Consider the following 25,758-nt stretch of genomic DNA (forward strand, 5'->3'; position numbering starts at 1 on the left):
CAGGCCCCTTCCGAGCGCCTCAACTCCAAAACCGAATTCAAGGCTGACTTCTCACATAGCATAACTGCTAAACCCGCGTAACCTTTAAACGACAAGAATCTTTTTAAAGATGCAAATTAATCCTTGAAAGATAAATGCCAAAGCACTATTGGACGTGGTCCTGACGATATTTGACGGATGGACCTTAATATTTGTCGGCATGCTACACCTGAATATTTTTTCATTTTTTTACTAAGGTTTATCCTTCCTGTTACGTATCTATCTAAAATTATACACCATGAGATTGACTGATGATATCAAACAACTAATCATAAAGTACATCGGCGACAACTTAACGTCGGATGAAAAGACCGATTTAAAGCTATGGTTGGACGAATCAGCAGAACACCGTATTTTTTTTGAAGACCTTTTAGATCGCGATGATTTTATCAATGATTTAAATCAATGGAGCCTACTCCAGGCCTCAGATACGATGAATTGGAACGAAAGGTTAAAGACAAAGACCCTAGAAACCATTCGAACCTCCGCCATTAAACCATCTCCTATAAGAAACCTAAAGCGTTTGCTACCCTACGCTGCAGCTTTAATAAGCCTAATTTTAGGTGGTCTGATGTATTTCATAGTGGTAAAAAAACAGGCTACACCGATCAGCGATCGAATGGTCTTAAATGATGTAGAAGCACAGAACAACAACGCTGAAATACGACTTTCGAATGGCAAAGTACTTCAGGTATCGAGTCAGAAAGGAGCCCTGGTTTCAGGGGATAAATTGACCTACGAAGACGGTACTGTTCTACAAAACGAATCTTTAAAAGAAGATCTGATGGCCACAGTTAATACCCCCGCCGGCACAATGCTGAAACTCCAATTGGAAGATGGCTCGGAAATTACACTCAATGCGAAAACAACACTCAAATACCCGCTTCATTTTGCAAAAAACAAACGTGTTGTTGAAGTTGACGGTGAAGCCTATTTCAAAATTGCAAAAAATAAAAAGGTTCCATTTCAGGTCGTTTCCAATGGACAGCTCATCGAAGTCACCGGTACCGAATTCAACGTAAACACCTATTCGAAATCCCAAAGTAGTACAACGCTTGTGGAGGGAAGCATCAATCTATCCGCGCAAGGGCAAACGTTACAGCTCACACCCAACCAACAAGCGCTCTTAGCTTCGGGTCAACTATCCAAAAAAGTGGTCGATCCCGCTAACTACATCGCATGGCTCGACAATAAATTCTATTTTAATGAAACGGACCTTCATACTGCCCTACAATTGATCGGTCAATGGTATGACCTGCAAATCATCTACACGCAACCGATAAAAGAAACACTATTATATGGCGAAATTCAACGTACGAAAAGTCTATCGGCAGTCCTAAAAATTTTGGAACGTAGCCATATTAAATTTGAATTGATTCAAGAAAATGGCATCCGTAAACTCTTTGTTTCAAACTAACCAATTATCCATGAAATAACCCAAAAACAACAATTATGAGAAAACCAACCTAAGGAGACAAAACGAGATAAAAAAAAAAGCCGACCAATGCTACGAACATTAATCGGCCATAATAGCGATCTCCATTTTTGACCGATTTACCCAATCAGTTTAACAATAGATTATATCCCTAATTCAACAAATTTATGAATTTTAAATTTCTTGTTCATAGAAATCGAATTGCTGTGAACATTCCCAAGCAATGGAAGACCAAAATGAAGCTGAGCGCATTTTTTACTCTTGCATGTGTTGTTAAGCTGTCTGCAGCCAGCTACGCACAATCAATCACGATTAACGCCAAAAAAATGTCATTGGTGCAGGTACTACGTACCATCCAAAAACAGAGTGGCGTCCCCTTTCTATTGAATGGTAAAGAACTTGCTGAACTAAAAATTGAGGCGCAGGTTCGCAATATGCCTTTAGAAAAAGCTGTACCGATCCTCTTAAAAGGCCAACCTGTGGATTGGAGTTTTCAGGATAATATGCTTGTCGTAACGAAGTTAAAAACAAACCACCTAACGTATGACCTTCCAAGCAATTACGTCTTAGTGCAACAAAACCGCACCATCAAGGGAAATGTTCACGATAGCAAAGGAACCGCGCTCCAAGGTGCAACAATTATGATAAAAGGTTCGACAAAAGCAACTACTACAGATGCAAGTGGTAACTTTCAGATTGAAGCAAATAATAACGCCGTACTTGTCATTAAAATGATCGGCTACCAAACCAAGGAAATCCCGTTGGCCAACCAGCCCTACCTCAATATTGAACTTAGCCAGCATATCGACGCATTGGAGGAAGTCGTCGTCGTAGGCTACGGTACGACAAAAAAGAAAGAACTAATCGGTTCGGTTTCCCAAGTTGATGGGAAACAACTCGCCAAACGCTCCGTTCCCCAGCTTGCTCAGGCCCTCACAGGTCAAATGCCGGGCGTGACCGTCATACAGCGATCTGGCCAACCCGGGGCAGCAAACAATACGATACAGATTCGTGGTGTGGGATCATTCGGCGCCAGTACCGACGCACTTATTTTAGTTGATGGTATCCCCACCAATTCCTTTAATGATATTGATCCAAATGATGTTGCCTCGATATCGGTATTGAAAGACGCCTCCTCAGCAGCCATATATGGAGCTAGAGCCGCAAACGGCGTTATTCTGGTAACAACAAAAACAGGCGCAGCTGGCGGAAAATTAACGGTCAATTACAATGGTTATTATGGGATCCAAAAGCCAACAGCATTCCCCGAATTTGTCAACTCTTGGGAGTACGCTTCCTTACTCAACGAAACCACAAGTGGTGGCGGTGGTTATACGGCCGAAGAAATCCAAAAATTTAAGGATGGCTCAGATCCTGACAATTATCCCAATGCCAATTATATGGCAAGCTCATTTAAGTCGCAAGCGACACAAACAGGCCACAATTTAAATATATCCAATACCACAGATAAAATACAATACACCTTATCTGCTGGTTTTTTGAATCAAAAAGGTATTGTCATCAAAAACAATTTTGACAAATACAATGTCCGCCTCAATCTCATATCAAACCTCAATGACAAGCTCAAATTAACGACGCGGGTAGCAGCAATTCAGACCGAAACAGACGAACCGGCAGCACCGGCAACGCTCGACTTCTCCCGCATGACGGATATCATTTCTCAGGTGATTCGCTATCCCGCCATATACCCTATTCGGTTGAGCAACGGTGACTGGGGCGCAGGAAATAACCTGAAAGGGACACCCGTATCTTTCCTGGAGAGCGAATCCTTCTACAAAGAAAAAGTATCCAATATCTCGGGAAACGCAAGGCTCGATTGGAAACCGATTTCAGATCTGACCTTATCCGCTATTGGCGGGTATACGCAGACGAATGGCCGTACAAAACTTTTCAGAGCTTCGCAACGGATCAACAATTCCATAATTCTGGGCCCCTCAAATCTGAACCAAAGTGCGCCCTACGACACTTACAAAACTTTTCAAGCTTTAGCAGACTACACGAAGACTTTCGGGTCGCATAACCTGAAAATATTAGGTGGTTATTCTTTCGAAAAAGGCTACAGCGAAGGTTTAAGCGCTTACCGCCAGAATTTTCCCAGTAATGATCTTACCGAGTTAAATGTAGGTTCACCAGATGGGCAACAGAACGCTGGGACAGCCTCAGAGTGGGCATTAGAATCATTATTTGCACGCGTACAATATAATTATGCCAAGAAATACCTTGTCGAGGGTGTTGTTCGATACGATGGGTCATCCCGTTTTCCAACCGATAAAAAATATGCGACCTTCCCTTCGATTGCAGTAGGTTGGTTGCTGAGTGAAGAATCGTTTATAAAGGACCATTATAGCTGGATCGACGAATTGAAAATCAAAGGATCTTATGGGGTACTTGGAAACCAAAATATTGTCGGCAATATACAACAGCGTGTTGTCTCTAACTACCCATACCAGGATGTTTTAAATCCGGGTTATAATTACCCTTTTGGAAACACCATTTCTCCAGGGGTCGCCAGAACCACCATTGTTGACCCTACGCTACGCTGGGAATCAACCAGAACGGCAGATGCGGGCATGGAAGTGGCTTTATTTAAAAATTTATTGACATTCAGTAGTACCTATTATAACCGTTATACTTACGATATTTTGGTGAGCCCAGGTTCTAGTGTTTCCAAAGTTTTGGGGTTTGAAGTAGGCGTACAGAATTCTGGAAAACTTCGAAATAGTGGCTGGGAATTCACCTTAGGACATCAAAAGAAGTTGAACGAATTTTCGTATAATGTGAATCTAAACTTCTCTACCGTCAAAAATAGAGTCGTCGATTTGGGTGTCGGCAATATCAACCAGCCAAATGGCTTAGTTGGAAATGGTTCAACCCTATTTATCGGTTACCCCATACAGGCTTACTATGGCTACCAAGCCGATGGCCTATTTATCGATGCTGCTGATATTGCAAGCTGGGCCAATCAAACCAGCATCAACCCAAAGCCACAGCCAGGCGATATCCGATACAAAGACATTAGTGGCCCCGACGGCATACCTGATGGAAAAGTAGATGCCACATATGACCGAACTGTGATCGGATCACGTATCCCCAAATACACCTACGGGATGAATATCGGGATGAGCTATAAAGGTTTTGACTTAGGAATACTTCTTCAAGGTGTAAGTGGTGTTAAAGGCTTATTGGACAATTATGCTGGATTTGCGTTGACACAAAACGGCAATATCCAACGCTGGCAAGCTGATGGAAGATGGACAGCAGCAAATCCCGACCGCAATGCGGTTTACCCAAGAATTGAACAATTGCCAAGCACAGGTACTCCCAATACCCTGCTGTCAGACTACTGGCTTTTGGATGCGAGCTACTTACGCCTCAAAAATATGCAATTAGGCTATACCATTCCCAAGAACACCCTTGCAAAATGGAAATTGTCAGGCCTGCGGATCTATGCAAACGCCGAAAACCTATTTACCAAAAGCAATTATAGAAAAGGCTGGGATCCGGAAATCAATTCAAGCGGCGCCTACTACCCTATTATGCGCAATTTTACATTTGGGGTTAACCTTAGTTTTTAACCGATCGATAAAAAACCATGATACATAGCACACACAGACATATAAAATTGGCCCTATGCATTCTTCTTGCATCAAGCCTGAGCATCAGCTGCAAAAAACAGCTGGAAACCAATCCGCTTGATAAATTTGCAAACGAGACTTTTTGGACCAGTGAAACGAATGCGCAATCAGCGCTGACAGGATTATACAAAGCAGAAATCCAAATGAACTCCCTCGCCGAATTCAGCCCCACAGACTGGTGGTCCTATAACGGGCTACTTTATCTGGAGTTTGCTTCGGACAATGCCTACGATAGACGTGGTGATAATTCGGTTTTCAACAAGCTATCCGATGGAACATTAACGAGCAATAACGGCAACTTAGACAATTATTGGCAGTATACCTATAAGAAAATCGCCCGTGCAAATTATTTCCTTGAAAATATTGATAAGACGCCGATTTCAGCTGAACTACTCGCTCGTTTCAAGGCAGAAGCGCGCTTTATACGTGCCTGTCAATATTTCTACCTCTCTCAATACTGGGGTGACGCTCCCTTGGTGACCAAAACCTTAACACCCAATGAGGCAAACCAGGTATCCAAAGCAAAAAAACAGGAATTGGTTACTTTTGTTGAACGTGAATTACAGGAAGCGGCAAACGACTTACCGAGTTATGGCAAATTGACTGCCGCAGAACGGGGCCGCGCAAGCAAACAGGCAGCCCTCGCTTTCCTGGGACGCATCCAACTGGCCGAAAAAGCCTACGCCGACGCGATCAAAAGTTATGAGCAGATCATCAATGCCAATGAAAACAGCATTGATCCCAACTATTCAGGCTTATTTAATGGAACCAACGAAACGAGCAAAGAGATTATTTTTGCCACGCAGTATCTTGTTGATCTCGCTGGAAACGGTATGTTCCAACACAATTTTCCCGCAGTCGCTGGGGGTTGGCATCTCCATTGCCCGCTTGGTAGCCTTGTAGAAAGCTATGGTTTCACCGATGGAACGGCATTTTCGTACGATGATGCGCGATATAATGCGCAAGACATCAGCAAAAACCGGGATCCGCGTTTAGCCTTCACGGTGATAACAAATGGAGACCGCTTTAAAAATTTAAAATACACCTCACATCCAGATTCCACATTGTCTATTGATCAATTGACAACAACAAAACAGGCAACACGCACGGGCTACGGATTGCGCAAGTTCAACGACGAAGGCTTTAGTGGAAACTTACAAAACTCTGGAGCCGATGTTCCTATTATACGCTACGCCGAAGTCCTCCTGAGTTACCTTGAAGCCAAACTCGAAAATGGTGATCCTATTACCAGCGACCTACTGGACAAAACTATCAACGCTGTCAGAAAAAGAAGCAGCGTTAATATGCCAGCCATCACCGTCCAAAGCAGTAGCGCACTGCGTTCGACCTTACGTAACGAAAGACGTGTCGAACTTGCACTGGAAGGACTCCGTTATTGGGATTTATTACGTTGGGGTATCGCAAAAGATGTACTAAAGGGCGATTTCTATGGGGCACCATTCCCAGGTGCGAAAAATCTCCGCATAAAAGCAGGTGGAAACAAAGATCCTTATAGCCGATGGTACGTAACCAGTAAGGCCTTCCGAGCTGGCCAAGATGAACATTGGCCAATTCCACAGAATGAAATTAATATCAATCCAAATTTAAAATAGTACCTTGGGTATCGTCAATTGTCAAACGATGCCCTTTAAACAAAATTCAACGTACATGAAGAAGCCACTATCTCTAGCGTTATTACTCTCCGCGAGCCTTTTTGTTACGCTACCCACCGTTAGTTTTGCCCAAAAGGCAAGTAAACCGAATGTCATCTATATTTATGCGGATGATCTTGGTTTCGGTGATTTAAGTAGCTATGGTGCCAAACAAATCGAGACACCCAACCTGGATAAGCTCGCCCGGAACGGCGTCCGATTTACCAATGCACATAGTACATCGGCAACTTGCACCCCTTCCCGTTTTGCATTGATGACCGGGACGTATCCATGGCGCCAGGAAGGGACAGGCATTCTGCCCGGCGATGCCAAACTAATCGTTCCTACGGATAAAATTACATTACCCAAGGTATTTAAACATGCCGGCTATGCTACTGCCATTGTTGGAAAATGGCATATGGGACTCGGAAATCAGGTCCAAAAAGACTGGAATGCCCCCATTAAACCCGGGCCTAATGATGTAGGCTTTGACTATTCATTCATTTTTCCTGCAACAGCAGATCGCGTCCCAACAGTGTTTCTTGAAAATGATCAAGTTGTGGCCGCTGAAGCCAATGATCCAATTCTGGTGGACTATGAAAAGAAAATTGGGAACGACCCTACGGGCAAAGAACACCCCGAACTGCTCAAAATGCATTCTTCACCGGGTCAGGGCCACAATCAGACTATCGTCAACGGTATCGGAAGAATCGGCTACATGAGCGGCGGAACACGTGCCAAGTGGGTGGATGAAGAAGTTTCCACAACATTTCTCCACAAAGCCCAGGACTTTATTTCCCAACATCAAAACAAACCGTTCTTTCTCTATTTCTGCTTGACAGAACCACATGTCCCACGTATGCCCGCAACACAATTTAAAGGGAAAAGCAAACTCGGCTACCGCGGCGATGCTATTCTGCAATTGGATTGGACCGTCGGACAAATTCAACAGCAGTTGCAGCTCTTGGGACTTGACAAAAACACGATTATAATTTTCAGTAGCGACAACGGGCCCGTTCTCGACGACGGCTATATGGATGGAGCTGTGGCCCAACAAAATGGCCATCTACCCGCAGGCCCACTACGCGGTGGCAAATATAGCATCTTCGAAGGCGGAACGCGCGTGCCCTTTATCGTGAGCGGCAAAGGTGTTGCACAGGGGAAAGTTTCCAATGCTTTGATCAGCCAAATAGATCTGTTGGCAACAAGTGCCCAATTATTGGATGTTCCACTAAAAGCAGATGAAGCAAAAGACAGCGCCCCACTCTTGAAAACCTTAACCGGTCAAGATAATAAGGGACGTAGCAGTATGGTACAGCATGCGCAGACACTGGCTATCGTAAAGGACGAATGGAAATATATTGCACCCAGCAAAGGTGCCCCCTACATGAAACTAACCGATACTGAAACAGGAAGTCTTCCGGAAGATCAGTTATACGATCTCAAAAATGATATCGGCGAAAAGAATAATGTGGCTTCAAAATATCCAGAAAAGGTCGCTGAACTCAAGCAGTTATTGGAAGGAGAACGTAAAAAATGAAAATAAAAGCTGGACTCGCCCTCATCCTCCTCGGATGGGGGACTCTTTTTGCACAACAAAAGAAAAAGCAACAAAAATTGCCCAATATTATATTTTTTTATGCGGACGATTTAGGTTATGCCGAAACGGAGCCCTATGGACAGCGATTGATCAAAACACCACATATCCAACAGCTGGCACGTGAAGGTCTACGTTTTATAAACCACTATACAAGTACGCCTGTCTGTGCCCCCGCCCGCTGCATGTTATTGACGGGCAAGCATGGTGGCCAATCCTATATTCGCGGAAATTATGAATTGGGCGGTTTTGCAGATAGTCTCGAAGCTGGCCAGATGCCACTTCCTGAAGGAACGTATACCATGGCTCACCTATTTAAAAAAGCCGGCTATCAGACCGCAGCCATTGGAAAGTGGGGACTTGGGATGAATAATTCCACCGGAAGCCCCAACAAACAGGGATTTGATTATTTTTTTGGCTACCTGGACCAAAAACAGGCCCACAATTACTACCCAACTCATCTTTGGGAAAATGAAACAAAATATCCCCTTCAAAACAAGGAAAAATTTGTACATACTCCTTTAGATTCCAGTAAGGCCACGGCAGAGGACTTCAAGCAGTTTGACGGTAAGGAATATGCACCTGAACTAATGACAGCGAAAGCGCTGGCTTTTATCGACAAAAACCGAAGTAAACCTTTTTTCTTATACCTTCCTTATACTTTGCCGCACTTATCACTACAAGTTCCCCAGGAATATGTGGATAAATATAAGGACCTCTTCCAGGACAAACCGTATTACGGACAGGACGGCTATACCGCTACCCCCTATCCAAGAGCGACCTATGCGGGTATGATCACCTATCTGGATGACCAAGTCGGTACGATTATGAAACATATCAAATCATTGGGAATAGATGACAATACCATTATTCTGTTTTCCAGTGACAACGGAACTGGTTTTAATGGGGGCATAGATTATCGCTTTTTCCGCAGTGTCGATTCGCTTAGGGGATTAAAAATGGATGTTTTTGAAGGTGGTATCAAAGTTCCGTTAATTGTCAGGTGGCCAAACCATATCAAAGCCAATGCTGACACGGACCTTATCTCGGCCCAATATGACCTCATGGCAACCTTCGCACAGCTGGTTCAACAAAGCCCCGGACACAGCAATGGGCTCTCCCTCCTTCCAACCTGGCTGGGTCAGAAGAATCAACAGAAACATCAATACCTCTATTTCGAATATCCAGAAAAGGGCGGCCAGCTCGCCATACGCGAAGGACGTTGGAAGGTCGTCAAACTCGATCTGAAGAAAAACCCCAAAGCAAAATGGCAATTGTTTGATTTAACGACAGACCCTTGGGAAGAAAATGATTTAGCTGCACAATACCCACAAATGCTGCGACATTTTGATGAAATTGTTCAGCATGAACACCGACCTGCCCATATTCAGGAATGGGAAATTGTAGCGAATAAGATGATTAAAAAATAAATCGATTTCTTTCTTCATTTTTTTATCTTAAAAAACTTGGGTTGTCCGGATTGAATCATGACAACCCAAGTTTTTTATGTAATTTAGCACAGCAATCCACAGCTGGAGTCTAAGGTGAATGTACCTATTGAATGACGTATCGACCATAGAGGAGTACAACATATTCCGAAGGCCAACGTAAAAGGATCAATAACCAAGTATGCGGCAAATAGAATCATACATCAATACACTAAAAGAAGGTGATGAAATGGCTTTATGCTTTTTTATGGATCATTTTGGTCATTCGTTACGCTATTTTGCCTTTTCCTACCTCCGCAACAAAACCGACGCCGAAGAAATTGTCTCCGATGTTTTTGTTAAGTTATGGAATAATCGACAAAAGGTAGAGAATTATGAAAGCCTGAAAGCCTTTCTTTTTATCGCTACTAAAAATGCCTGTATCGATATGCAAAGAACGACGCAATTCAAAATACGGAAAGAGGAGCTCGATATTCTTCAGCATATGTCGGTTCCGGAAGACGATGTACTCAAGAAAATATTCCGGACAGAACTCACCGAATTGCTGCTTGCTGAAATAAATTTGCTCCCCAGACAGCAGGCTCAGATCTTCAAGCTCAGCTTTTTGGACGGCTTGAATACCGAAGAAATTTGTGAAACATTAAACACAACCGCATCGACCGTCTATTATGCAAGGTCTAAGGCATTATACGCATTAAAAGAAAGGTTCAAATCTAAAAAATTTGAATACCTCAGTGTTCTTATGCTATCTGTATGGTATGCCTTCAAAGGATAATTAACTCCCTTCAATTTCCCGCATCCGACCCCTAGATAGACCAATAGGCTATTCACACAGCATCCCCCCTAAGGTTAACCACCTTCAGGCAATACTTCCCGTCCAACGTTGGAACGGTTTAAAAAATACAAACAACTGTTTATCAGTAAACTAAGAAAGCAATAATTTTAAAAAACTAGAAACAAAAAAAAGCTTAGCATTCGGTCGGGCGACCTGCTAAGCTTTTATAAATACCTCTTTGTAAGAGGCAATCAACCTAAACCTAGGACAAAGATAGTGCTTCAAATGATATAAACAAAAATTTTGTTATATTTTTTTTCAACTCCCATAAATTTGTTTTAGCATAGCAATCACAAAAGGAATAGTAAGTGTACAATGTACACTACAATCTTTTTGCATTTTTCAACAAGCTTTTTTTTTGGTAGCTTCGCTCAGCGCCTCCCAACCACAGTATTTAACTCGTGCATTATTTAAATTTACTATGTAATAAGGGAGCACTCCTTTGCTTCGTTTTATCAAGCACTCTTATTCTTTACAGGTTCAATTGGATGCATAAACAGGGTCCGAAATGATGGATTGCCCTTTTTAAAGATCCTTTTAACAATCGCTATAACGATCCTGCTAGTTTGAACATCAAGTCCAGTTTCAACTAGCATACGCCTGACTTATCGCGACAGTATTTGTGCGACCTTAACAATCATATTTCATTTTTTTATTTAGTAACTTTGGAAACAATCAAAAATAAAATAACATGTTTACTGGAATCATAGAAACCTTAGGAAAAATAGAAAATATCGAACAGGAGAAAAGTAATATCCATTTTTACGTCAGTTCTGCTATTTCCAATGAACTTAAAATAGACCAAAGCGTTAGTCATAATGGTGTTTGTCTTACTGTAGTAGGATTAAACAATGATCTCCATAAAGTGACAGCAATTGACGAAACCCTACAGAAGACAAATCTGGCTCAGTTGAAGGTGGGCGATCTGATCAATCTGGAACGCTGTACTTTGGCAGGCGGAAGATTTGATGGACATATCGTTCAGGGACATGTAGATCAGACTGCGCGTTGTATCCAAAAGAAAGATGAAAATGGTAGTTTTATTTTCACCTTTCAATATGATGTTTCCAAACAAAATATCACCGTAGAAAAAGGATCCATTACCGTAAATGGTATCAGCTTGACAGTAGTCGATTCTAAAGACGATCAGTTCTCCGTTGCCATCATTCCATATACGTTAGAGCATACCAACTTGCAGCAGGTTGAAGTGGGGAGCACAGTCAACTTGGAGTTTGATATCATCGGGAAATATGTCACGAAGATAATGGCTTTGCGCGCTTAAAAAATTCACTGTTCTTCCTTGGGTTTAAAGGTAATCCAAGGAAGTTCATCCTTACACGCTTTATTTCGGGTCCTAATTGTATGCTTGATTTATTCCAAATAGTGCCCCTGACGGATCAGTAATGCGCGATATTTATTGAATACACTCGATTTGGAAACAAAGCCCATATATTTATTTTCGTCCCCTAAAACCGGAAGTATCCACGTATCGTCCTTATTCATTTTAGCCATCACGATTTCCATGTTTTCGTTGATCCCAACGGTATCATTTGGCTTCTGCGCTAATTTCTCAAAGGTGGTATCTCCCCCATCCACTTCGCCCAATAAGACTGAAAATAGAAACTCACTATAAAGAAGTCCCATAAATTTGCCCTCATAATCAACCACGGGAAAGATATTGCGTTTACTATGGATGATGTCTGTTTGTCGACCTTTTGGTGTTTCGTCAGGGCGTAAGATCACAAAATTAGTTTCCAATACATATTTAATCCGCATCATACTTAACACGGATCGATCCTTATCTTCATAAGAAATCAGATCGCCAGACTCGGCCAATACCTTGGTGTAAATGGAATGCTTTAGCACGGCTCGATTAATCAAATAAGAAATGGAACAAACCAACATCAATGGAACCATTAACGTATAACCTCCGGTCACTTCAGCAATCAAAAATATGCCCGTCAACGGCGCATGCATAATGCCGCTCAACGCACCGGCCATCCCCGCAACCACAAAATTTGGCACATTTAACTCGGCTATTCCGGTTAAGTTTACACCATACGAAAATGCAAATCCTAATAATCCGCCCATGACTAAACTTGGTCCAAATACACCACCATTTCCACCGCCATTTAAAGTAAATAATGCGGCAAGGGACTTTCCAAATAAAGTCAATATCGTATAACCCAGGACGACTAATCCCATATCTTTATAGTCTGAAAACAAACTGTTCTTAACAATCGAGTTAAACTGACCATTCAGAATCTGCTGAATGGTAATATAGCCCTCGCCATACAGTGCCGGGAATACAAAAATCATCAGACCTAAAGCAATTCCACTGACCCAGACTTTATTATAGGGATTCTTAATCTTAGAAAACCATTTACCCACACTTCTGGAAACACGTGCAAAGTAAATCGTATAAAGCCCAATCAACACGGCCAACAAGAGGTAAAATATTAAGGCCGAAACCTGCCAGTCGGAATTGAATGTACTGAATAAGGGTTCATTATAAAGCACACGAGAGACAACAGAAGCCAATGCTGATGAGATCAGCAAAGGAATGAACACGGGAATTGAAAATTCTGGAAGCAAAATCTCGATGGCAAAGATCATTCCGGCCAAAGGGCTGTTGAATGCACCTGAAATTCCTGCTGCTGCACCGCAAGCCAATAACATGGTAACTTCCTTATACTGCAGTCCAAAAAAACGGGCGATATTAGAACCGATAGAAGACCCGCCCAAAGCAACTGGTGCTTCCAAACCACAGGAACCGCCAAAGCCAACGGTTATAGCTGAGGTCACTACCTGAGAATAAATATTACTGGGATCCAATCGGCTGCCTTTCCGACTGATGGCATAGATAATGGGTGTAATCCCATGTTCCATCTTCTTCCCTTTTAGAAATTTGCGAACAAAAAACACGCTGAGCAATATTCCGATCAATGGAAAAATTAAGTAAACTGAGTATTTTACTTTCCAGTCGATATCATCTTGTATTGTCGTTGCAATAAAATGGGTTAATCTTTTCAGTACAGATGCCATAATACCACCGACAATTCCAACCAAAAATGCGAGTATAATGATAAAGTTCCGATTCGAAACTTTCTTCATCCGCCATTGATTGATCTGGTCTATTTTTTTAAAAAAACGTCTTTTGAGGTTTCCCATATCGTTCTATTGAAAGCTCAACACTTCCTTCTTCTTTTTTGTTTTGAATTTATCGGGTACTACGGCCAATATTTCTCTTTCCAGCGCCTGGATGGCCTGTCTCTTCACATAGTTCTGTGTGGTCACCAATGATATCTCACGTACCGGTTCTGGTGATTTGAAATAACGGATACGATCCAATTGTTCGTCGGAATAATCCCAAATCGACAATTCAGGCAATATGGTGATGCCATCGTTGATATCGACCATACGTTTTAAGGTCTCTACGCTACCGGTGTTATATTCAAATCTTCCTGTAAGATCTTGATTGTGTTTGTGGTGACAAATATTAAGTACTTGCCCACGCATACAATGCCCCTCATTGAGCAACCAAAGTTTATCATCGGCAATATCATCGCCACTCAGTATTTTTTTCGGAAACAGGGGGCTATTGACTGAGATATAGGCGACAAAATTTTCGTAAAATAAAGGCGACTCCAAAATCCCAGGGTCATTTAAAGGAGTAGATAGCACACCACAGTCCAAAAGTCCGACCTTCAATTCATGCACAATCCGTTCTGTGGTATATTCCCATATCTGCAATTGTAGCTTCGGATATTTTTCCATAAATGTGGTCAGCACATTCGGAAGTAAATATGGTGCGATTGTCGGGATAACACCGACCCTTAGTGTACCCTCAATTTCCCCTTTTTTATCCTGTACAATCTCATTGATTTTTCGGCTTTCCGTCAATACCATTCGAGCTTGAAGAATAATTTTCTCGCCGATTTCTGTAGGAACAACAGGCTGACGGCTCCGGTCAAAGATTTTTGCCCCTAAAGACTCTTCAAGTTTTTGTATTTGCATGCTCAACGTAGGTTGCGTGACAAAACATTTTTCTGCAGCTGCAACAAAACTTCGGTAGGTATCAACAGCTATAATATATTCCAATTGGATTAAGGTCATCTTACTATCTTTAAAGCACAAAATTACGATTCCTGTCGTAAACCAATGTCAAATCCTTTACAATTAAAGTCAACAGGGGTATTGGGCCTGCTGATTATACAATAAATACCTTGCCAAAAAGATCCTGTATATCCACTATTGTTACATTAGTTCACATAAAAAATCGATTTCATCGAAATGCTTTTCTTAAATTTGGAGATTTACAACAGTTGATAGTTAAAATCCTATGAAGTTTATAAATCGTACGACAATTGCACTAGCTTTATTCTTAACCATGGCAAACAGTCCTTATAGCAAGGCAAATCCTGATGAGGGAATGTTTCCATTGAGCGAATTAAATAGAGCTGGATTGAAGAAAGCCGGATTAAAGATCAGTGAGAGAGACATCTACAATCCTGGCCAGGTCGGACTGGTAGATGCCCTGGTTCAAGTCAGTGGATGTACTGGATCGTTTGTCTCAAACCGTGGTCTGATTATTACCAATCATCATTGTGCTTTTTCTGCCGTTCAACTTGCGAGTACAGCAATCAACAATTACCTAAAAAACGGTTTTGTCGCACAAAATCAAGAGCAGGAAATTGAGGCAAAAGGATTAAAAATAAGAATTACCGATTCTTATGAGGATGTTTCCGCTAAAATATTAAATGCTGTCGCTAACATCAGCGATCCAGTGGAGCGTATCAATACGATCAAACGTAAACAACAAGAACTGGTTAAACAAGCTGAAAAGGAAGATCCGACGATTAAAGCTGAAGTATCGGAAATGTTTATCGGCAAAAGTTATGTCCTATTCCGTTATAAAACAATTGAAGACGTTCGTTTAGTTTATATTCCACGTCAAAACATCGGAGAATTTGGTGGAGAGACCGATAACTGGGTATGGCCACGCCACACGGGAGATTATTCTTTTCTGAGAGCTTATGTCGGCAAAAACGGAAAATCTGCACCTTATTCTAAAGATAACGTTCCTTACCAGCCCAAAAAACACCTTAAAGTCAATCCAAATGGGGTACGGGAAAATGATTTCACCTTTATCCTTGGTTATCCCGGAAAAACATTCCGACACAGACCAGCACAATATATTCAATATCAACAGGAATATCTTTTGCCCTACGTATCCAACCTGTATGATTTCCAAAATAAACAGATGGAGGAAGCAGGAAAAGACAATACCGATATCGCCCTATCCTTGGCAACACGCATAAAACGTAATGCGAATGTATTGAAAAACTATCGTGGTAAACTCAAGGGCTTACGAGGAATCGACTTGCTATCGACAAAAAAACAAGAAGACGAAGCACTGGCAGCGTTTATCTTAAGTAAACCCGAATTGAAAAACAAATATGGAAGTCTACTCGCTGATATTGATGCCTATTATCAGCTCAGTGATCAAGATGCCCTGAAAGAACTTTGGATCAACAATATTTACAACAGCACAAGCTTATTGAAAGTAGCTCGCGACCTAAACGTTCTGAAAACCAAGTTAGCCAAGGAAAAATCATCCCAGGCGGCCAAACAGCTTTTCGATTTAAATATTGAAAAGTTAAAAACAGCACTTAAAGAAACTTACGAAAGCTACAATAAGCAAGCTGATCAGCGTATTTTCTCCCGAATGTTGGAAGATGCCATTGCATTCCAAGGTAAAAATCAATTGGCCTCCATTCAGAAATTGCAATTTAATACGGCTACTGCACAAGAATTTGCAACAGAGATTATTCAGAACAGTAAACTTGGCGATCAAAATTACATACTAAATACCGTCTTGGCCAATGCCGATGCACTTCAGAAATTTGACGACAAATTATTGGATTTCCAGGGCAAATTGAACAATGATATTGTCCAGTTCGCTGCTGAACAAAAAAGACGTGAAGGGGTACTGAACAAATTAATGGGCGATTATGTCGCCGTTAAGGAAATTTTCCAGGCCAAGAACTTTATTCCTGATGCAAATTCAACCTTACGTCTGACTTACGGGCACATCAAAGGCTACTCGCCTGCTGACGCAACCTATATGAAACCGTTTACAACAATCGAAGGGATTATTCAAAAAGGAAATCTTGGTTTAGCAGAATTTGACTATCCACAAGAAATCAAGACAGCTTACCTCAACAAAAATTTTGGTCCCTATGTTCAAAAAGACCTGGGGTCCGTGCCGGTTAATATCTTATATGATATGGATACTACAGGTGGAAATTCAGGATCTCCAATAATGAATGCCAATGGTGAATTAATCGGTGTAAATTTTGACCGTGCTTACGACGCAACAATTAATGATTTCGCTTGGAACGAGAGTTACAGCAGATCCATCGGAGTCGACATTCGTTATGTCCTCTGGGTTGCCGATAAAATTGACAACGCGCATTTTATCCTGAAAGAAATGGGTATCTAATCTGGTCTAAAACAAGGCGCAAGAAAGCCGCTGCATCGAGAGATGCAGCGGCTTTTTTTGTTCACCACGCTATTTCCGATTCGCCCGGCGGCATGCCACTACGAACGAAGAATCACCGTAAATCAGAACCTATTCATCTAACTCAGAATAGCTTCGCATACTATTTTGCCCCTTGGAGCAAAGAAGAGAAAACAGTCTTCAAACGCAACAAGCCTGTTGTCAATACCTCCCTCGAACAAGCAATGTTGAGGCGAATAAAGTCATCACTCCCCTTCCCGTACATCGCACCTACATTCACCTGCACATGCGCTTCGTCCAATAAGAGCTTTCCCAATTTTCGACTTGAAATCCCCAAAGCGGCGCAATCTACCCACACCAGATAAGTACCCTCCAAAGGAAACACATGCAAAGCAGGCAGATGTTCGTTCATAAAGCCTTTCAAATACAGATAATTTGCATGGATGTAGCTTAAAGCCTGATCCAACCATTCCCCGCCCCACTCGTACGCAGCGATCAAGCCCGTAATGGCAAAGGGACTTATGCTACTGATCTCATTAGCTAAGAAAGCCTGTTGCACCTTCCTCTTGAGTTCAGGATCGGCCACGAGAACTGTAGCGACCTGCAATCCCGCCAAATTAAAGGTTTTACTCGGTGCTACACAGGTAATCGAATTCGCCAAAAAGGCTGCACTGATACTTCCAAAAGGAATATGTGTATAGCCTTCAAATACCAGATCGCAGTGAATTTCATCCGAAATGACTAAAACTTGGTGTCGCAAACAGATTTCACCAAGACGTTCAAGCTCAGCTCGGGTCCAAACTCGCCCAGCCGGGTTATGTGGGCTACATAAAATAAATAACTTGACTTTCGGATCACTTGCTTTATGCTCAAAATCCTCAAAATCGATCGTATACTCGCCATTACGATAAATCAGGTCATTGGAAACCACCTGGGCTTGATTGCGTTCTATGGAAGAAAAAAAACAATGATATACAGGTTCTTGCACCAAAACCTTATCTCCGGGTGATGTCAATGCGCTTACCAAAGCCGAAAGCGCCGGTACGACACCGATAACAGGAAGTATCCATTCCGGTTGAAGTACAAATTTATGCCGCTGTGAGGACCAGCTCATCACTGCGCTGTAAAAAGCAGTTGGAATCGTAGCATAACCATATACCGCATGTTGAACCCGTTGCGCAAGTGTATCCACGACTGGTTGTGCTGCTGGAAAGTCCATATCCGCAACCCAGAGTGGAATCAAATCGGCATAATCGTGTTGATTCCATTTGACCGAATCGGTACCACGACGAACAATCGTTTTGTCAAAATTATAGATCATACAGCAATTTAATTAAAATTAGGAGGCATTTGCAAAAAAAATATGATAAAGTAAAAGGGGGTTCAGATCGCACGATAAATTACCTAGTGAAGGCTAATATACATAACAAAACTCGCGGACATAATAGACAACATGCAATAAAAAAATCCAGTATACCTGGATAAGCAGAAAGCGCTATCTTTACAGAAAATAGCATAACAACTATGGCCAAAAACAACTTTTCATTCCGTGCCAGATTAAAGAGTTTTCACTATGCTTTCAGTGGGTTGAAAACAGCCTGGCATGAAGAACATAATTTCAGGGTGCATTGTATAGCGGCCATTATGGCCATACTGCTATCCGTTGTGCTTCACATCAGTACCCACGAATGGATTGCTGTACTCTTTGCCATTGGTTTTGTATTCGTCTGTGAGTTGTTAAATACTGCATTGGAAAATATGGCTGACTTTATCTGTCCAGAACATAACCCAAACATCAAAAAGATGAAAGATGTCGCCGCAGCGGCAGTGATGATAAGCAGCATCACCGCGCTATTGATCGGCCTATTAATTTTTACCCCCAAGCTGATCTCATTGGCCCTTCGTTACATTTTCTAACGCGAATTTCTCATCAAATGCAATCTTCTTCGGATCAACAAAAGACATTTTTCCAGCTTTCTCCTCCATCGCACCATAACCTTCCATTGCACGAGCTTTAGATAATTTAAATATCACCTGACGGACCGATTCTTGTCCCTCAGAAGAAAAAGTATAATCGGCCGTTAAAATGTCCCCCTTCAATACACCATCAATATGTCCGCTATTACGATCTTTTTCCTTCCAGGCATAGCTAAGATCACCATGCACCTTTTCTCCATCAACAGTGATTGACAGTGAAATGGTATCGCCATTTTTAAGGTACTGATATGTACTCTTTCCACTAAGAAACCCCGCGGTATCCAACGGTTGAGTAGTTTGAACAGTATCATCGCGTTTCGATGAAGTAACTTGTTTTTTTTGTTCCTGATGGCAGCCCGCACAACACAGCAACGCTATAAATCCGAAATTGATTATTCTCATCGTCTATTTTTTGTTTGATCGTATAGATAGCAATTCAAAAGAATTTTTGTTTTAAATAACTACCATTTAAAATTTTCAAATTCAAAAAACAAAAAGCAAGCGAATATTGTTTATAAGTTAGATAGCAGTCTACTATTTTAGCACGATATAAGCTATTAAAAATAAACAATTTAGTAACAATAAAATTATCGTAGGCTTATTGTAAAGCTAATTTTTATTAGTAAATTGTACATTATAAAATTCAGGAATTCTTAACCAATATTAGTATGAAAGATGTAAGCTTTAAGAAATTTGATAGTGGATGTACATCACTCACAAAATTGTCCATTGAAACAGACTTGGCTATTATTGTTAAAGAGCAAGTTACGATTCCTTCCGAATCCAAAATTGAAAAACTCAGACGCTGTAAAGAAGAATTACTTAAAAGCCTTTGGTTTGTTCAACGTCAATGTTGAGATAACATTTTCCTTCAAATTTCGACTATCCGCCGATCAGCCTCTTATGGTCTGACCGCCACACATTCAAGTCACTTTTAACACAAAATAAGCCCCTCTGCTTTATGCTTTTTGGGGCTTTTAATATATTCAATAATTCGATGACGAGGGATCAAAGCGATTTCAAATGTTTATAATTAGACTTAATGGTATCCCACACCTCTTCGAAATTACCCGACAACATTAATTTTGCCATACTTTCTGTCATCCCTTTCATTTGACTGAAGGATATCTTGGGTGGCATAGCCAATGCATTGGGATTGGTATATAGATCAATTAGGACAGGCTCATCGACAATCCCAAAAGCCTCATGGATAACACCATCCACCTCCTGGGGTTGAGTCACCGTAAATGCACGTATGCCCATCGCCTGGGCGATCATCGCAAAATCTGGATTGACCATATTAGTTTCCTGATCTTTAAGACCTGATACCTGCATCTCCAATTTAACCATACCAAGTGCACGATTGTTGAAGACGATGATTTTGATCGGTAAGTTATATTGTTTTATTGTTGCAAGATCCCCCAACAACATGGATAGGCCTCCATCGCCACAAAAAGCAATAACCTGGCGCTCAGGATGTGTCAATGCAGCTCCAATAGCCATTGGCATGGCATTAGCCATAGAACCATGATTGAAAGACCCCAGCATGATTCGATCCTTTCGCTGATTAATATAACGTGCTCCCCAAACACAGCACATCCCGGTATCAAGCAAGAAAATAGCATCATCACTGGCTTTCTGATCAATGGTATGAGCGACAAATTCTGGCTGTATTGCGCATTCGCTGCCTGAATCCTCCACATACGTCATGAGATCTTCCTTGACCTTTTCATAAGAAGCAAGCTGCTTCTCCAGAAATTTCGTATCCGAACGCGCTTCTACAAAGGGCAATACCGCTTTTAAGGTATGCTCAATATCGCCGACAAGCCCATAGTCTACGATGGATCTACGCCCTAGCTTTTCACCTTCAATATCAATCTGGATAATGGTTTTGTTGGTCGGTATAAAATCCTTGTAAGGAAAATCAGTCCCTAAAAGTAAAATAAGATCGGAATGATGCATACTTTGAAATGCTGAAGCCATTCCTAGAAGTCCTGTCATCCCGATTTCATTGGGATTGTCGCGTTGGATATCCAACTTTGCTTTAAATGAATAACCTACTGGCGCATGGATCTTTTGTGATAACGCTACGATTTGCTGCTGTGCTTTCTTGGCGCCCACACCACAGAACAAGGTTATCTTTTCTGCCTGATTGATATATTGTGCCAATCGCCCAATTTCCATCTCCGAAGGTCTAATTTGCGGCTCGGTAAAAAACACCTTCGTTGAAGTATTCATTTGAACCGCTTCCATTTCTGATACATCACCAGGTAGGCCGATAACTGCAACATCCCGTTTAGAGATAGCCTGTTGTAATGCATTTTGCACCATACGTTGCACCTGCTCCGGCCGAGTGATCATTTGGTTGTAGCAAGAACAATCATCAAACAGTTTGATTGGATTGGTTTCTTGAAAATAATCGGTTCCAAATTCGTAGGTAGCACATGTTGATGCGATCACAAGCATGGGTACACGTGTCTTGTGTGCTTCATAAACACCATTGATCAGATGCACATGCCCAGGCCCACTGCTTCCCGCACAACAGGCGATCCCGTGCAAATCAGCTTCTGCCGTTGCAGCAAACGCCCCCACTTCCTCATGCCTGACATGTATCCATTGCATCGTTCCATCTGCATGAACAGCTTCGTTGAAAAAATTTAAACTATCGCCCGTTACGGCATAAATACGCTGAATTCCCGCATCCTTTAAAAGACCCACAATCTGGTGTGCTACATTTTTCATACTTATACTATAATTTAAGATTTTGTGATAGCGGCATCGTGCAAATTATATTGCCGCTATTTAATAACAACAATAATGTAGCGTAATGGTTTGGGACATTAGCTGAACAGGTCTGTCGCTTCCCAAGCGTATAATCTGGTCGAATGTGCAATGACAGCCTCAATTGGGAGCAGGTATACACTGAGCCCAAATTTAAGCCAACAATTCGCTATACTTGAAATAAAAAGAAATTGTATTCAACAAAAAAAGCTGTTTCAAATTAATTGAAACAGCTTTTTTAAAATGATAGCTTGGATAAATCCTTAATTGATTTGTCGCGACAACTCATCGACAAAACGCTTTGCATCATTGAGATCTTTATTCCAGTCCGCATAGCGTTTTGCGGTATTTAATTTTGCAATTTTTGCATTTAGCTTCGCTAAGTTGGCTTGATCTTTTGACTTCTCCAACTTGGCTTTCAGAATGCCGACTTTGGTATAATCCTGAATACCTTCCAACATACGCTCGTAACGGATAGAGCTTCTTCCTTGCGGATAAACGATATAGGTGTCTCCTGCCGGCCACGTACGGAACCTTGAATCATGCAGTGGATCCTTCACCCAGGAGTTGAATGCCCAACGCAGTGCCCCATCGAAACCTGCCGCCAGCGCATACCAAGCCATATAGGTGGATTCTGCTGGATCCGAGAACGTAAATTGATTTGGAAATTCGTCCGAACAGCACACATAAAATGTCGTGATATATCCTTTTTTACGTCGCTCAATAAGATCGTTCTGATCAAAAGGATCGCCAGCGGCGACGCTGATATCTGTACTCTTATGATAGCGTTGGTAGCTTTTGTGATTATCAGCAAATGCAACACCAAATTCGGGCGCTACTTTTTCCAACAAGGCGATCGCTGGATCCATTTCTTCCCGGCCTCTTTCATCCATCGCAATATTGGTAATCTTTAACCAGCCCTTTGCGGTAATGTGCTTACTAAAATCCTTTAAGAAAGGCGTCCATAGCTCCTCAAATATTGCTGTACCGGGTTTTGCAATCACATTGACCAGTTCATTTTTGCTCTCATCGAAATAATGTACCTCGTTGTTCCATGGTAAAAGCGAATAGCAATTGATCTGTTTGTTGACCCCTAGATCCATCATAAAGTTTACCCATCGATCAAAAACAGAATAATCATAAGCCCAGGAACCGTCTTTTGCTTTCTTCCAGGTGATCATATCCGCATAGGGATCATAGGTCTGTACGTTCCACGCATCCTTATTTAAAGTCGCTGTAATCACTTTTTGCCCAGCAGCTGCAAGCTGTTTCATGGTCGGCTTCAACGCTTCAAAATGTTCATCGCTCCACATCTTCACATTATTGACCCGAGCCACAGCAGAAGGATGCTGCCATTGGTCCAAATGATAAGTCCACTGCGACGATGGCGGCAGCACATGATTTTGAACATTGACGATAAGCTGTAATTGCTCTTTCACCTTGCCATTTTGCTGAACCGAAATTGTCGTTTTATATTGTCCTGCGGCAGCTTCCTTGGGAACCTTTACGGTAATCCATACAGGACGGACTTTCTTCGCTTCAAGGTCATAGCTTTTGAGATCATCCAACATATCTGCCGAAAGAGAAGCTTTAAAATCTTCTGGCTTACGATGGCCACAGCCACTTGCAAATTCATCAGTCATGACATAACGAACAAAACGCGCTTGTACCGCATCGCTGCCAATCACCTTGCCTGTTGTAGATTTTAATTCACTTGCTGATACAGCGACATGCGCAGTGGCAGCACTGGTCCATAACAATACTTGCGCCGATACTTGTTCACCTTTCCAGGCATCTACAGTCGCCGTACGTTGTGTTGTCAGATTTGGATTGACAGATTTGGGGTAACGTTTGTCTATCGATACAAACGAAGCATGTAGGCCGGCTTTAACATTCGACCAGTTGGATAACGTATCCTTTGTCGGATCGGCCATTTCAGTAAATGTTGTCCCTGTAGCAAAACGCTGCTGGGAAAATCCCGGATTACTGCCGCAAAATAGCATACAAGCCAGGGCAATAGAAGAATAAATTGTAGTTTTAGGCATAACAGTTATAATTAACAAAACTTTAGCGAAGCGATGATCTTCTTTCCAGCCCAGGAGCAGGGTGCTCGCAGAAAAAAGGCAAACAACTTCTGTTTGCCTTAAAAATAGTAAAATTTTATTTATCTATAACTAACTTTGTTCAAAAATTTCAGAAAGTGCTTTATACAGTTCAGGATGATGGGTCTTGAATTTCGCTGGGTCCTCAAAGAAATATTCAGACGCAACTGCAAAAAACTCGGCTGGATTGGTCATGCCATAGACATCAATATCAGATTTATTCGCCTTTATTTTGGCAATCTCTTCCCGTATCAGATTCATAAAAGGAATGACTGAAGCTTTATCCATCAGACGTGTTGGAATGCCATCCACAGTACCATCGGTTTTATCGATCAAGTGTACAAATTCATGTATCGCTGTATTCTGTCCATCTTTTGGGTTCCTAAAACCATACTCCAATGCCGATTTGGACAATATCATTTGTCCGTTCATGGCTCCCTCACCTACCATTCCCATTATATTTCGGTCAGCATGGCCTTCAAATTCATACGCTGTATTGAACTGGGAAGGATAAACCATAATATTGGTCAAATTGGGATAAGTCCATTTCTTAAAGGCAAATATTGGGATAATTGCACTGGCGGCAATCATCATATAATCTTTCAGCTCAACCGCTACGCCCACACCTTCAATTTTGACTGTATCCAAAAATTTTAAACAGCGGGTTTCAAATTCCATTTTATCCGCATCGGACAGATTGCGGTAATAGGCAACTTCTTTTTCCAGAATTTCCTTTCCTTCGTCGCTTAATACACGTTTAATGGCTTTGCTGTTTTTGGCCGTACGATTTAACAGGTAATAAACAACATAAATGGTTACTGGTATAAGCAGTATAATAAATAGTTTTCCTAACATATTAGTTGATCTGTATCCATTTGGGATCCCGAGCCTGCAAATTACGCAAAAAGCCTTTAAAATGTGAGGTTCCGAATAAGATTAAAATCTTTTGCTGTGGGGCGTCAGCAACTAATGATGCCAGGTTTTCTTCCCTTTTTTTCATGACAAATTCTTTATCAAATTTGTTCTTTAAGGCTGCTTTGATCGGTTTACAGGAATAAGGTTCTTGGAGCGGTGTTTTGTAATCACAATCATCCAGTTTGATCGTACCATACAGGTATTCAAACTCGTCAAGCAATTTATTTTTGGGAATATCCGCATTCACCGCCGTTTCATAATTCACCAGGAAAAAGGAATAATCGGGCTGACTGATGATTCGTTGCCCCAGTTTACGGTACATGGGCGCCCGAAGAACCCGGGAGGTATCGCCCGGTATTTCAATACATTGCTGCAGCCCGAGCCGATTGCCTGTAAGTTTTCTAAATTTGCGGTCATACAGATCACGTTGTGCCGCACTATCCACCTGATAGGCGATACTTTCATAAAAAACAACATAGCCCGAACGTTGGAGGGAGTCTACAGCGCGCTGAATTTGATCATAGTACACCCGCGTACCCAGATGCCGCATTGGAATATAAACGACTGATCGATCGCCATGGCGAAGCTCGAATTTTCGTGAGGCATCACGCAAGACACCTGTACCTTGAACCATCAATGACGTTTGGCAGCCCAAAAGAACAAACAACACAAAACAAAGGGAGATAATCTGTCTCAATCGCATACTATTCATTATAATATCTATTCTTTGCTAGCAAAGACAATACCATCTGACGTTAATTTGCCGGTATTAGGCAAATTTTGACTTCAGGTAATTAC

The 25,758-nt window shown here is 41.7% G+C and carries 18 protein-coding genes; 10 read left to right on the forward strand and 8 right to left on the reverse strand.

Annotation, left to right across the window (positions count from 1 at the left end; genetic code table 11):
* Window positions 1–277: 277 nt before the first annotated feature.
* From B3P16_RS21395 to B3P16_RS21425, 7 genes are all read left to right on the forward strand, one after another.
* Window positions 278–1,456 carry a FecR family protein gene (locus B3P16_RS21395; RefSeq protein ID WP_201639391.1) on the forward strand — a complete coding sequence of 393 codons (1,179 nt, stop codon included), beginning with the start codon at window positions 278–280 and terminating at the stop codon, window positions 1,454–1,456.
* A 185-nt stretch (window positions 1,457–1,641) separates the two neighbouring features.
* Window positions 1,642–5,070 carry a SusC/RagA family TonB-linked outer membrane protein gene (locus tag B3P16_RS21400; protein ID WP_112374475.1) on the forward strand — a complete coding sequence of 1,143 codons (3,429 nt, stop codon included), beginning with the start codon at window positions 1,642–1,644 and terminating at the stop codon, window positions 5,068–5,070.
* 17 nt (window positions 5,071–5,087) lie between these two features.
* The gene (locus B3P16_RS21405) at window positions 5,088–6,743 is read left to right on the forward strand and encodes a RagB/SusD family nutrient uptake outer membrane protein (protein ID WP_112374474.1); all 1,656 of its coding nucleotides are present in this window, start codon (window positions 5,088–5,090) and stop codon (window positions 6,741–6,743) included.
* A 55-nt stretch (window positions 6,744–6,798) separates the two neighbouring features.
* Window positions 6,799–8,322: a sulfatase-like hydrolase/transferase gene (locus tag B3P16_RS21410; RefSeq protein WP_286844276.1), complete on the forward strand. Its 1,524-nt coding sequence runs from the start codon at window positions 6,799–6,801 to the stop codon at window positions 8,320–8,322.
* Window positions 8,319–9,809, forward strand: a complete 1,491-nt coding sequence (locus B3P16_RS21415; RefSeq protein ID WP_286844277.1) for an arylsulfatase — start codon at window positions 8,319–8,321, stop codon at window positions 9,807–9,809. Before B3P16_RS21410 ends, B3P16_RS21415 begins: the two co-directional genes overlap by 4 nt.
* A 199-nt stretch (window positions 9,810–10,008) precedes the next feature.
* A complete protein-coding gene (locus tag B3P16_RS21420; RefSeq protein WP_070569769.1) occupies window positions 10,009–10,602 on the forward strand; it encodes an RNA polymerase sigma factor in 594 nt (197 codons plus the stop codon).
* A gap of 751 nt (window positions 10,603–11,353) precedes the next feature.
* Window positions 11,354–11,944, forward strand: coding sequence for a riboflavin synthase (locus B3P16_RS21425; protein WP_046675860.1), 591 nt, complete (start codon window positions 11,354–11,356; stop codon window positions 11,942–11,944).
* Between the two features lie 89 nt (window positions 11,945–12,033).
* Here the strand turns inward: B3P16_RS21425 and B3P16_RS21430 are convergent, their stop codons facing one another.
* Both B3P16_RS21430 and B3P16_RS21435 read right to left on the reverse strand, forming a co-directional pair.
* Window positions 12,034–13,833, reverse strand: coding sequence for a chloride channel protein (locus B3P16_RS21430; RefSeq protein ID WP_070569765.1), 1,800 nt, complete (start codon window positions 13,831–13,833; stop codon window positions 12,034–12,036).
* A 6-nt stretch (window positions 13,834–13,839) separates the two neighbouring features.
* Window positions 13,840–14,778 carry a hydrogen peroxide-inducible genes activator gene (locus B3P16_RS21435; protein WP_046675858.1) on the reverse strand — a complete coding sequence of 313 codons (939 nt, stop codon included), beginning with the start codon at window positions 14,776–14,778 and terminating at the stop codon, window positions 13,840–13,842.
* Window positions 14,779–15,004: 226 nt separating this feature from the next.
* Here B3P16_RS21435 and B3P16_RS21440 point away from each other — a divergent pair, with 226 nt between their 5' ends.
* Window positions 15,005–17,167: a S46 family peptidase gene (locus tag B3P16_RS21440; RefSeq protein WP_286844280.1), complete on the forward strand. Its 2,163-nt coding sequence runs from the start codon at window positions 15,005–15,007 to the stop codon at window positions 17,165–17,167.
* A gap of 160 nt (window positions 17,168–17,327) precedes the next feature.
* Here the strand turns inward: B3P16_RS21440 and B3P16_RS21445 are convergent, their stop codons facing one another.
* Complete coding sequence (locus B3P16_RS21445) at window positions 17,328–18,506, reverse strand: MalY/PatB family protein (RefSeq protein WP_286844281.1); 1,179 nt, start codon at window positions 18,504–18,506, stop codon at window positions 17,328–17,330.
* A gap of 203 nt (window positions 18,507–18,709) precedes the next feature.
* Here B3P16_RS21445 and B3P16_RS21450 point away from each other — a divergent pair, with 203 nt between their 5' ends.
* Window positions 18,710–19,102 carry a diacylglycerol kinase family protein gene (locus B3P16_RS21450; protein WP_286769711.1) on the forward strand — a complete coding sequence of 131 codons (393 nt, stop codon included), beginning with the start codon at window positions 18,710–18,712 and terminating at the stop codon, window positions 19,100–19,102.
* Here B3P16_RS21450 and B3P16_RS21455 read toward each other — a convergent pair.
* Complete coding sequence (locus B3P16_RS21455) at window positions 19,076–19,564, reverse strand: hypothetical protein (protein WP_286832002.1); 489 nt, start codon at window positions 19,562–19,564, stop codon at window positions 19,076–19,078. The genes B3P16_RS21450 and B3P16_RS21455 overlap by 27 nt on opposite strands.
* Before the next feature lie 266 nt (window positions 19,565–19,830).
* On the opposite strand from B3P16_RS21455, the gene B3P16_RS21460 reads away from it, so the two are divergent.
* Window positions 19,831–20,019, forward strand: coding sequence for a hypothetical protein (locus B3P16_RS21460; protein WP_112374468.1), 189 nt, complete (start codon window positions 19,831–19,833; stop codon window positions 20,017–20,019).
* A gap of 151 nt (window positions 20,020–20,170) precedes the next feature.
* Here B3P16_RS21460 and B3P16_RS21465 read toward each other — a convergent pair whose 3' ends face one another.
* The 4 genes from B3P16_RS21465 to B3P16_RS21480 all read right to left on the reverse strand — a co-directional run bounded on the left by B3P16_RS21465 (window position 20,171) and on the right by B3P16_RS21480 (window position 25,663).
* Window positions 20,171–21,904 (reverse strand): thiamine pyrophosphate-dependent enzyme, encoded by a 1,734-nt coding sequence (locus B3P16_RS21465; RefSeq protein ID WP_286754425.1) that lies wholly within the window; start codon window positions 21,902–21,904, stop codon window positions 20,171–20,173.
* A 302-nt stretch (window positions 21,905–22,206) separates the two neighbouring features.
* Complete coding sequence (locus tag B3P16_RS21470) at window positions 22,207–23,988, reverse strand: DUF4091 domain-containing protein (RefSeq protein WP_286832003.1); 1,782 nt, start codon at window positions 23,986–23,988, stop codon at window positions 22,207–22,209.
* Between the two features lie 129 nt (window positions 23,989–24,117).
* A complete protein-coding gene (locus B3P16_RS21475; RefSeq protein ID WP_286769714.1) occupies window positions 24,118–24,900 on the reverse strand; it encodes a zinc-dependent peptidase in 783 nt (260 codons plus the stop codon).
* A 1-nt stretch (window position 24,901) separates the two neighbouring features.
* Window positions 24,902–25,663, reverse strand: coding sequence for a hypothetical protein (locus B3P16_RS21480; RefSeq protein WP_139145087.1), 762 nt, complete (start codon window positions 25,661–25,663; stop codon window positions 24,902–24,904).
* Window positions 25,664–25,758: the final 95 nt, after the last annotated feature.

Source organism: Sphingobacterium sp. UBA7631 (genome assembly GCF_002483935.1).
In the GTDB taxonomy this organism is placed as follows: Bacteria; Bacteroidota; Bacteroidia; order Sphingobacteriales; family Sphingobacteriaceae; genus Sphingobacterium; species Sphingobacterium multivorum.

Coding starts and splice junctions, on each gene's coding strand:
- B3P16_RS21430 (WP_070569765.1), bottom strand. CDS start 13,833: ATGGGAAACCTCAAAAGACGTTTTTTTAAAAAAATAGACCAGATCAAT.
- B3P16_RS21440 (WP_286844280.1), top strand. CDS start 15,005: ATGAAGTTTATAAATCGTACGACAATTGCACTAGCTTTATTCTTAACC.
- B3P16_RS21460 (WP_112374468.1), top strand. CDS start 19,831: ATGAAAGATGTAAGCTTTAAGAAATTTGATAGTGGATGTACATCACTC.
- B3P16_RS21410 (WP_286844276.1), top strand. CDS start 6,799: ATGAAGAAGCCACTATCTCTAGCGTTATTACTCTCCGCGAGCCTTTTT.
- B3P16_RS21420 (WP_070569769.1), top strand. CDS start 10,009: ATGCGGCAAATAGAATCATACATCAATACACTAAAAGAAGGTGATGAA.
- B3P16_RS21395 (WP_201639391.1), top strand. CDS start 278: ATGAGATTGACTGATGATATCAAACAACTAATCATAAAGTACATCGGC.
- B3P16_RS21475 (WP_286769714.1), bottom strand. CDS start 24,900: ATGTTAGGAAAACTATTTATTATACTGCTTATACCAGTAACCATTTAT.
- B3P16_RS21400 (WP_112374475.1), top strand. CDS start 1,642: ATGAATTTTAAATTTCTTGTTCATAGAAATCGAATTGCTGTGAACATT.
- B3P16_RS21415 (WP_286844277.1), top strand. CDS start 8,319: ATGAAAATAAAAGCTGGACTCGCCCTCATCCTCCTCGGATGGGGGACT.
- B3P16_RS21425 (WP_046675860.1), top strand. CDS start 11,354: ATGTTTACTGGAATCATAGAAACCTTAGGAAAAATAGAAAATATCGAA.
- B3P16_RS21455 (WP_286832002.1), bottom strand. CDS start 19,564: ATGAGAATAATCAATTTCGGATTTATAGCGTTGCTGTGTTGTGCGGGC.
- B3P16_RS21480 (WP_139145087.1), bottom strand. CDS start 25,663: ATGCGATTGAGACAGATTATCTCCCTTTGTTTTGTGTTGTTTGTTCTT.
- B3P16_RS21470 (WP_286832003.1), bottom strand. CDS start 23,988: ATGCCTAAAACTACAATTTATTCTTCTATTGCCCTGGCTTGTATGCTA.
- B3P16_RS21465 (WP_286754425.1), bottom strand. CDS start 21,904: ATGAAAAATGTAGCACACCAGATTGTGGGTCTTTTAAAGGATGCGGGA.
- B3P16_RS21405 (WP_112374474.1), top strand. CDS start 5,088: ATGATACATAGCACACACAGACATATAAAATTGGCCCTATGCATTCTT.
- B3P16_RS21450 (WP_286769711.1), top strand. CDS start 18,710: ATGGCCAAAAACAACTTTTCATTCCGTGCCAGATTAAAGAGTTTTCAC.
- B3P16_RS21435 (WP_046675858.1), bottom strand. CDS start 14,778: ATGACCTTAATCCAATTGGAATATATTATAGCTGTTGATACCTACCGA.
- B3P16_RS21445 (WP_286844281.1), bottom strand. CDS start 18,506: ATGATCTATAATTTTGACAAAACGATTGTTCGTCGTGGTACCGATTCG.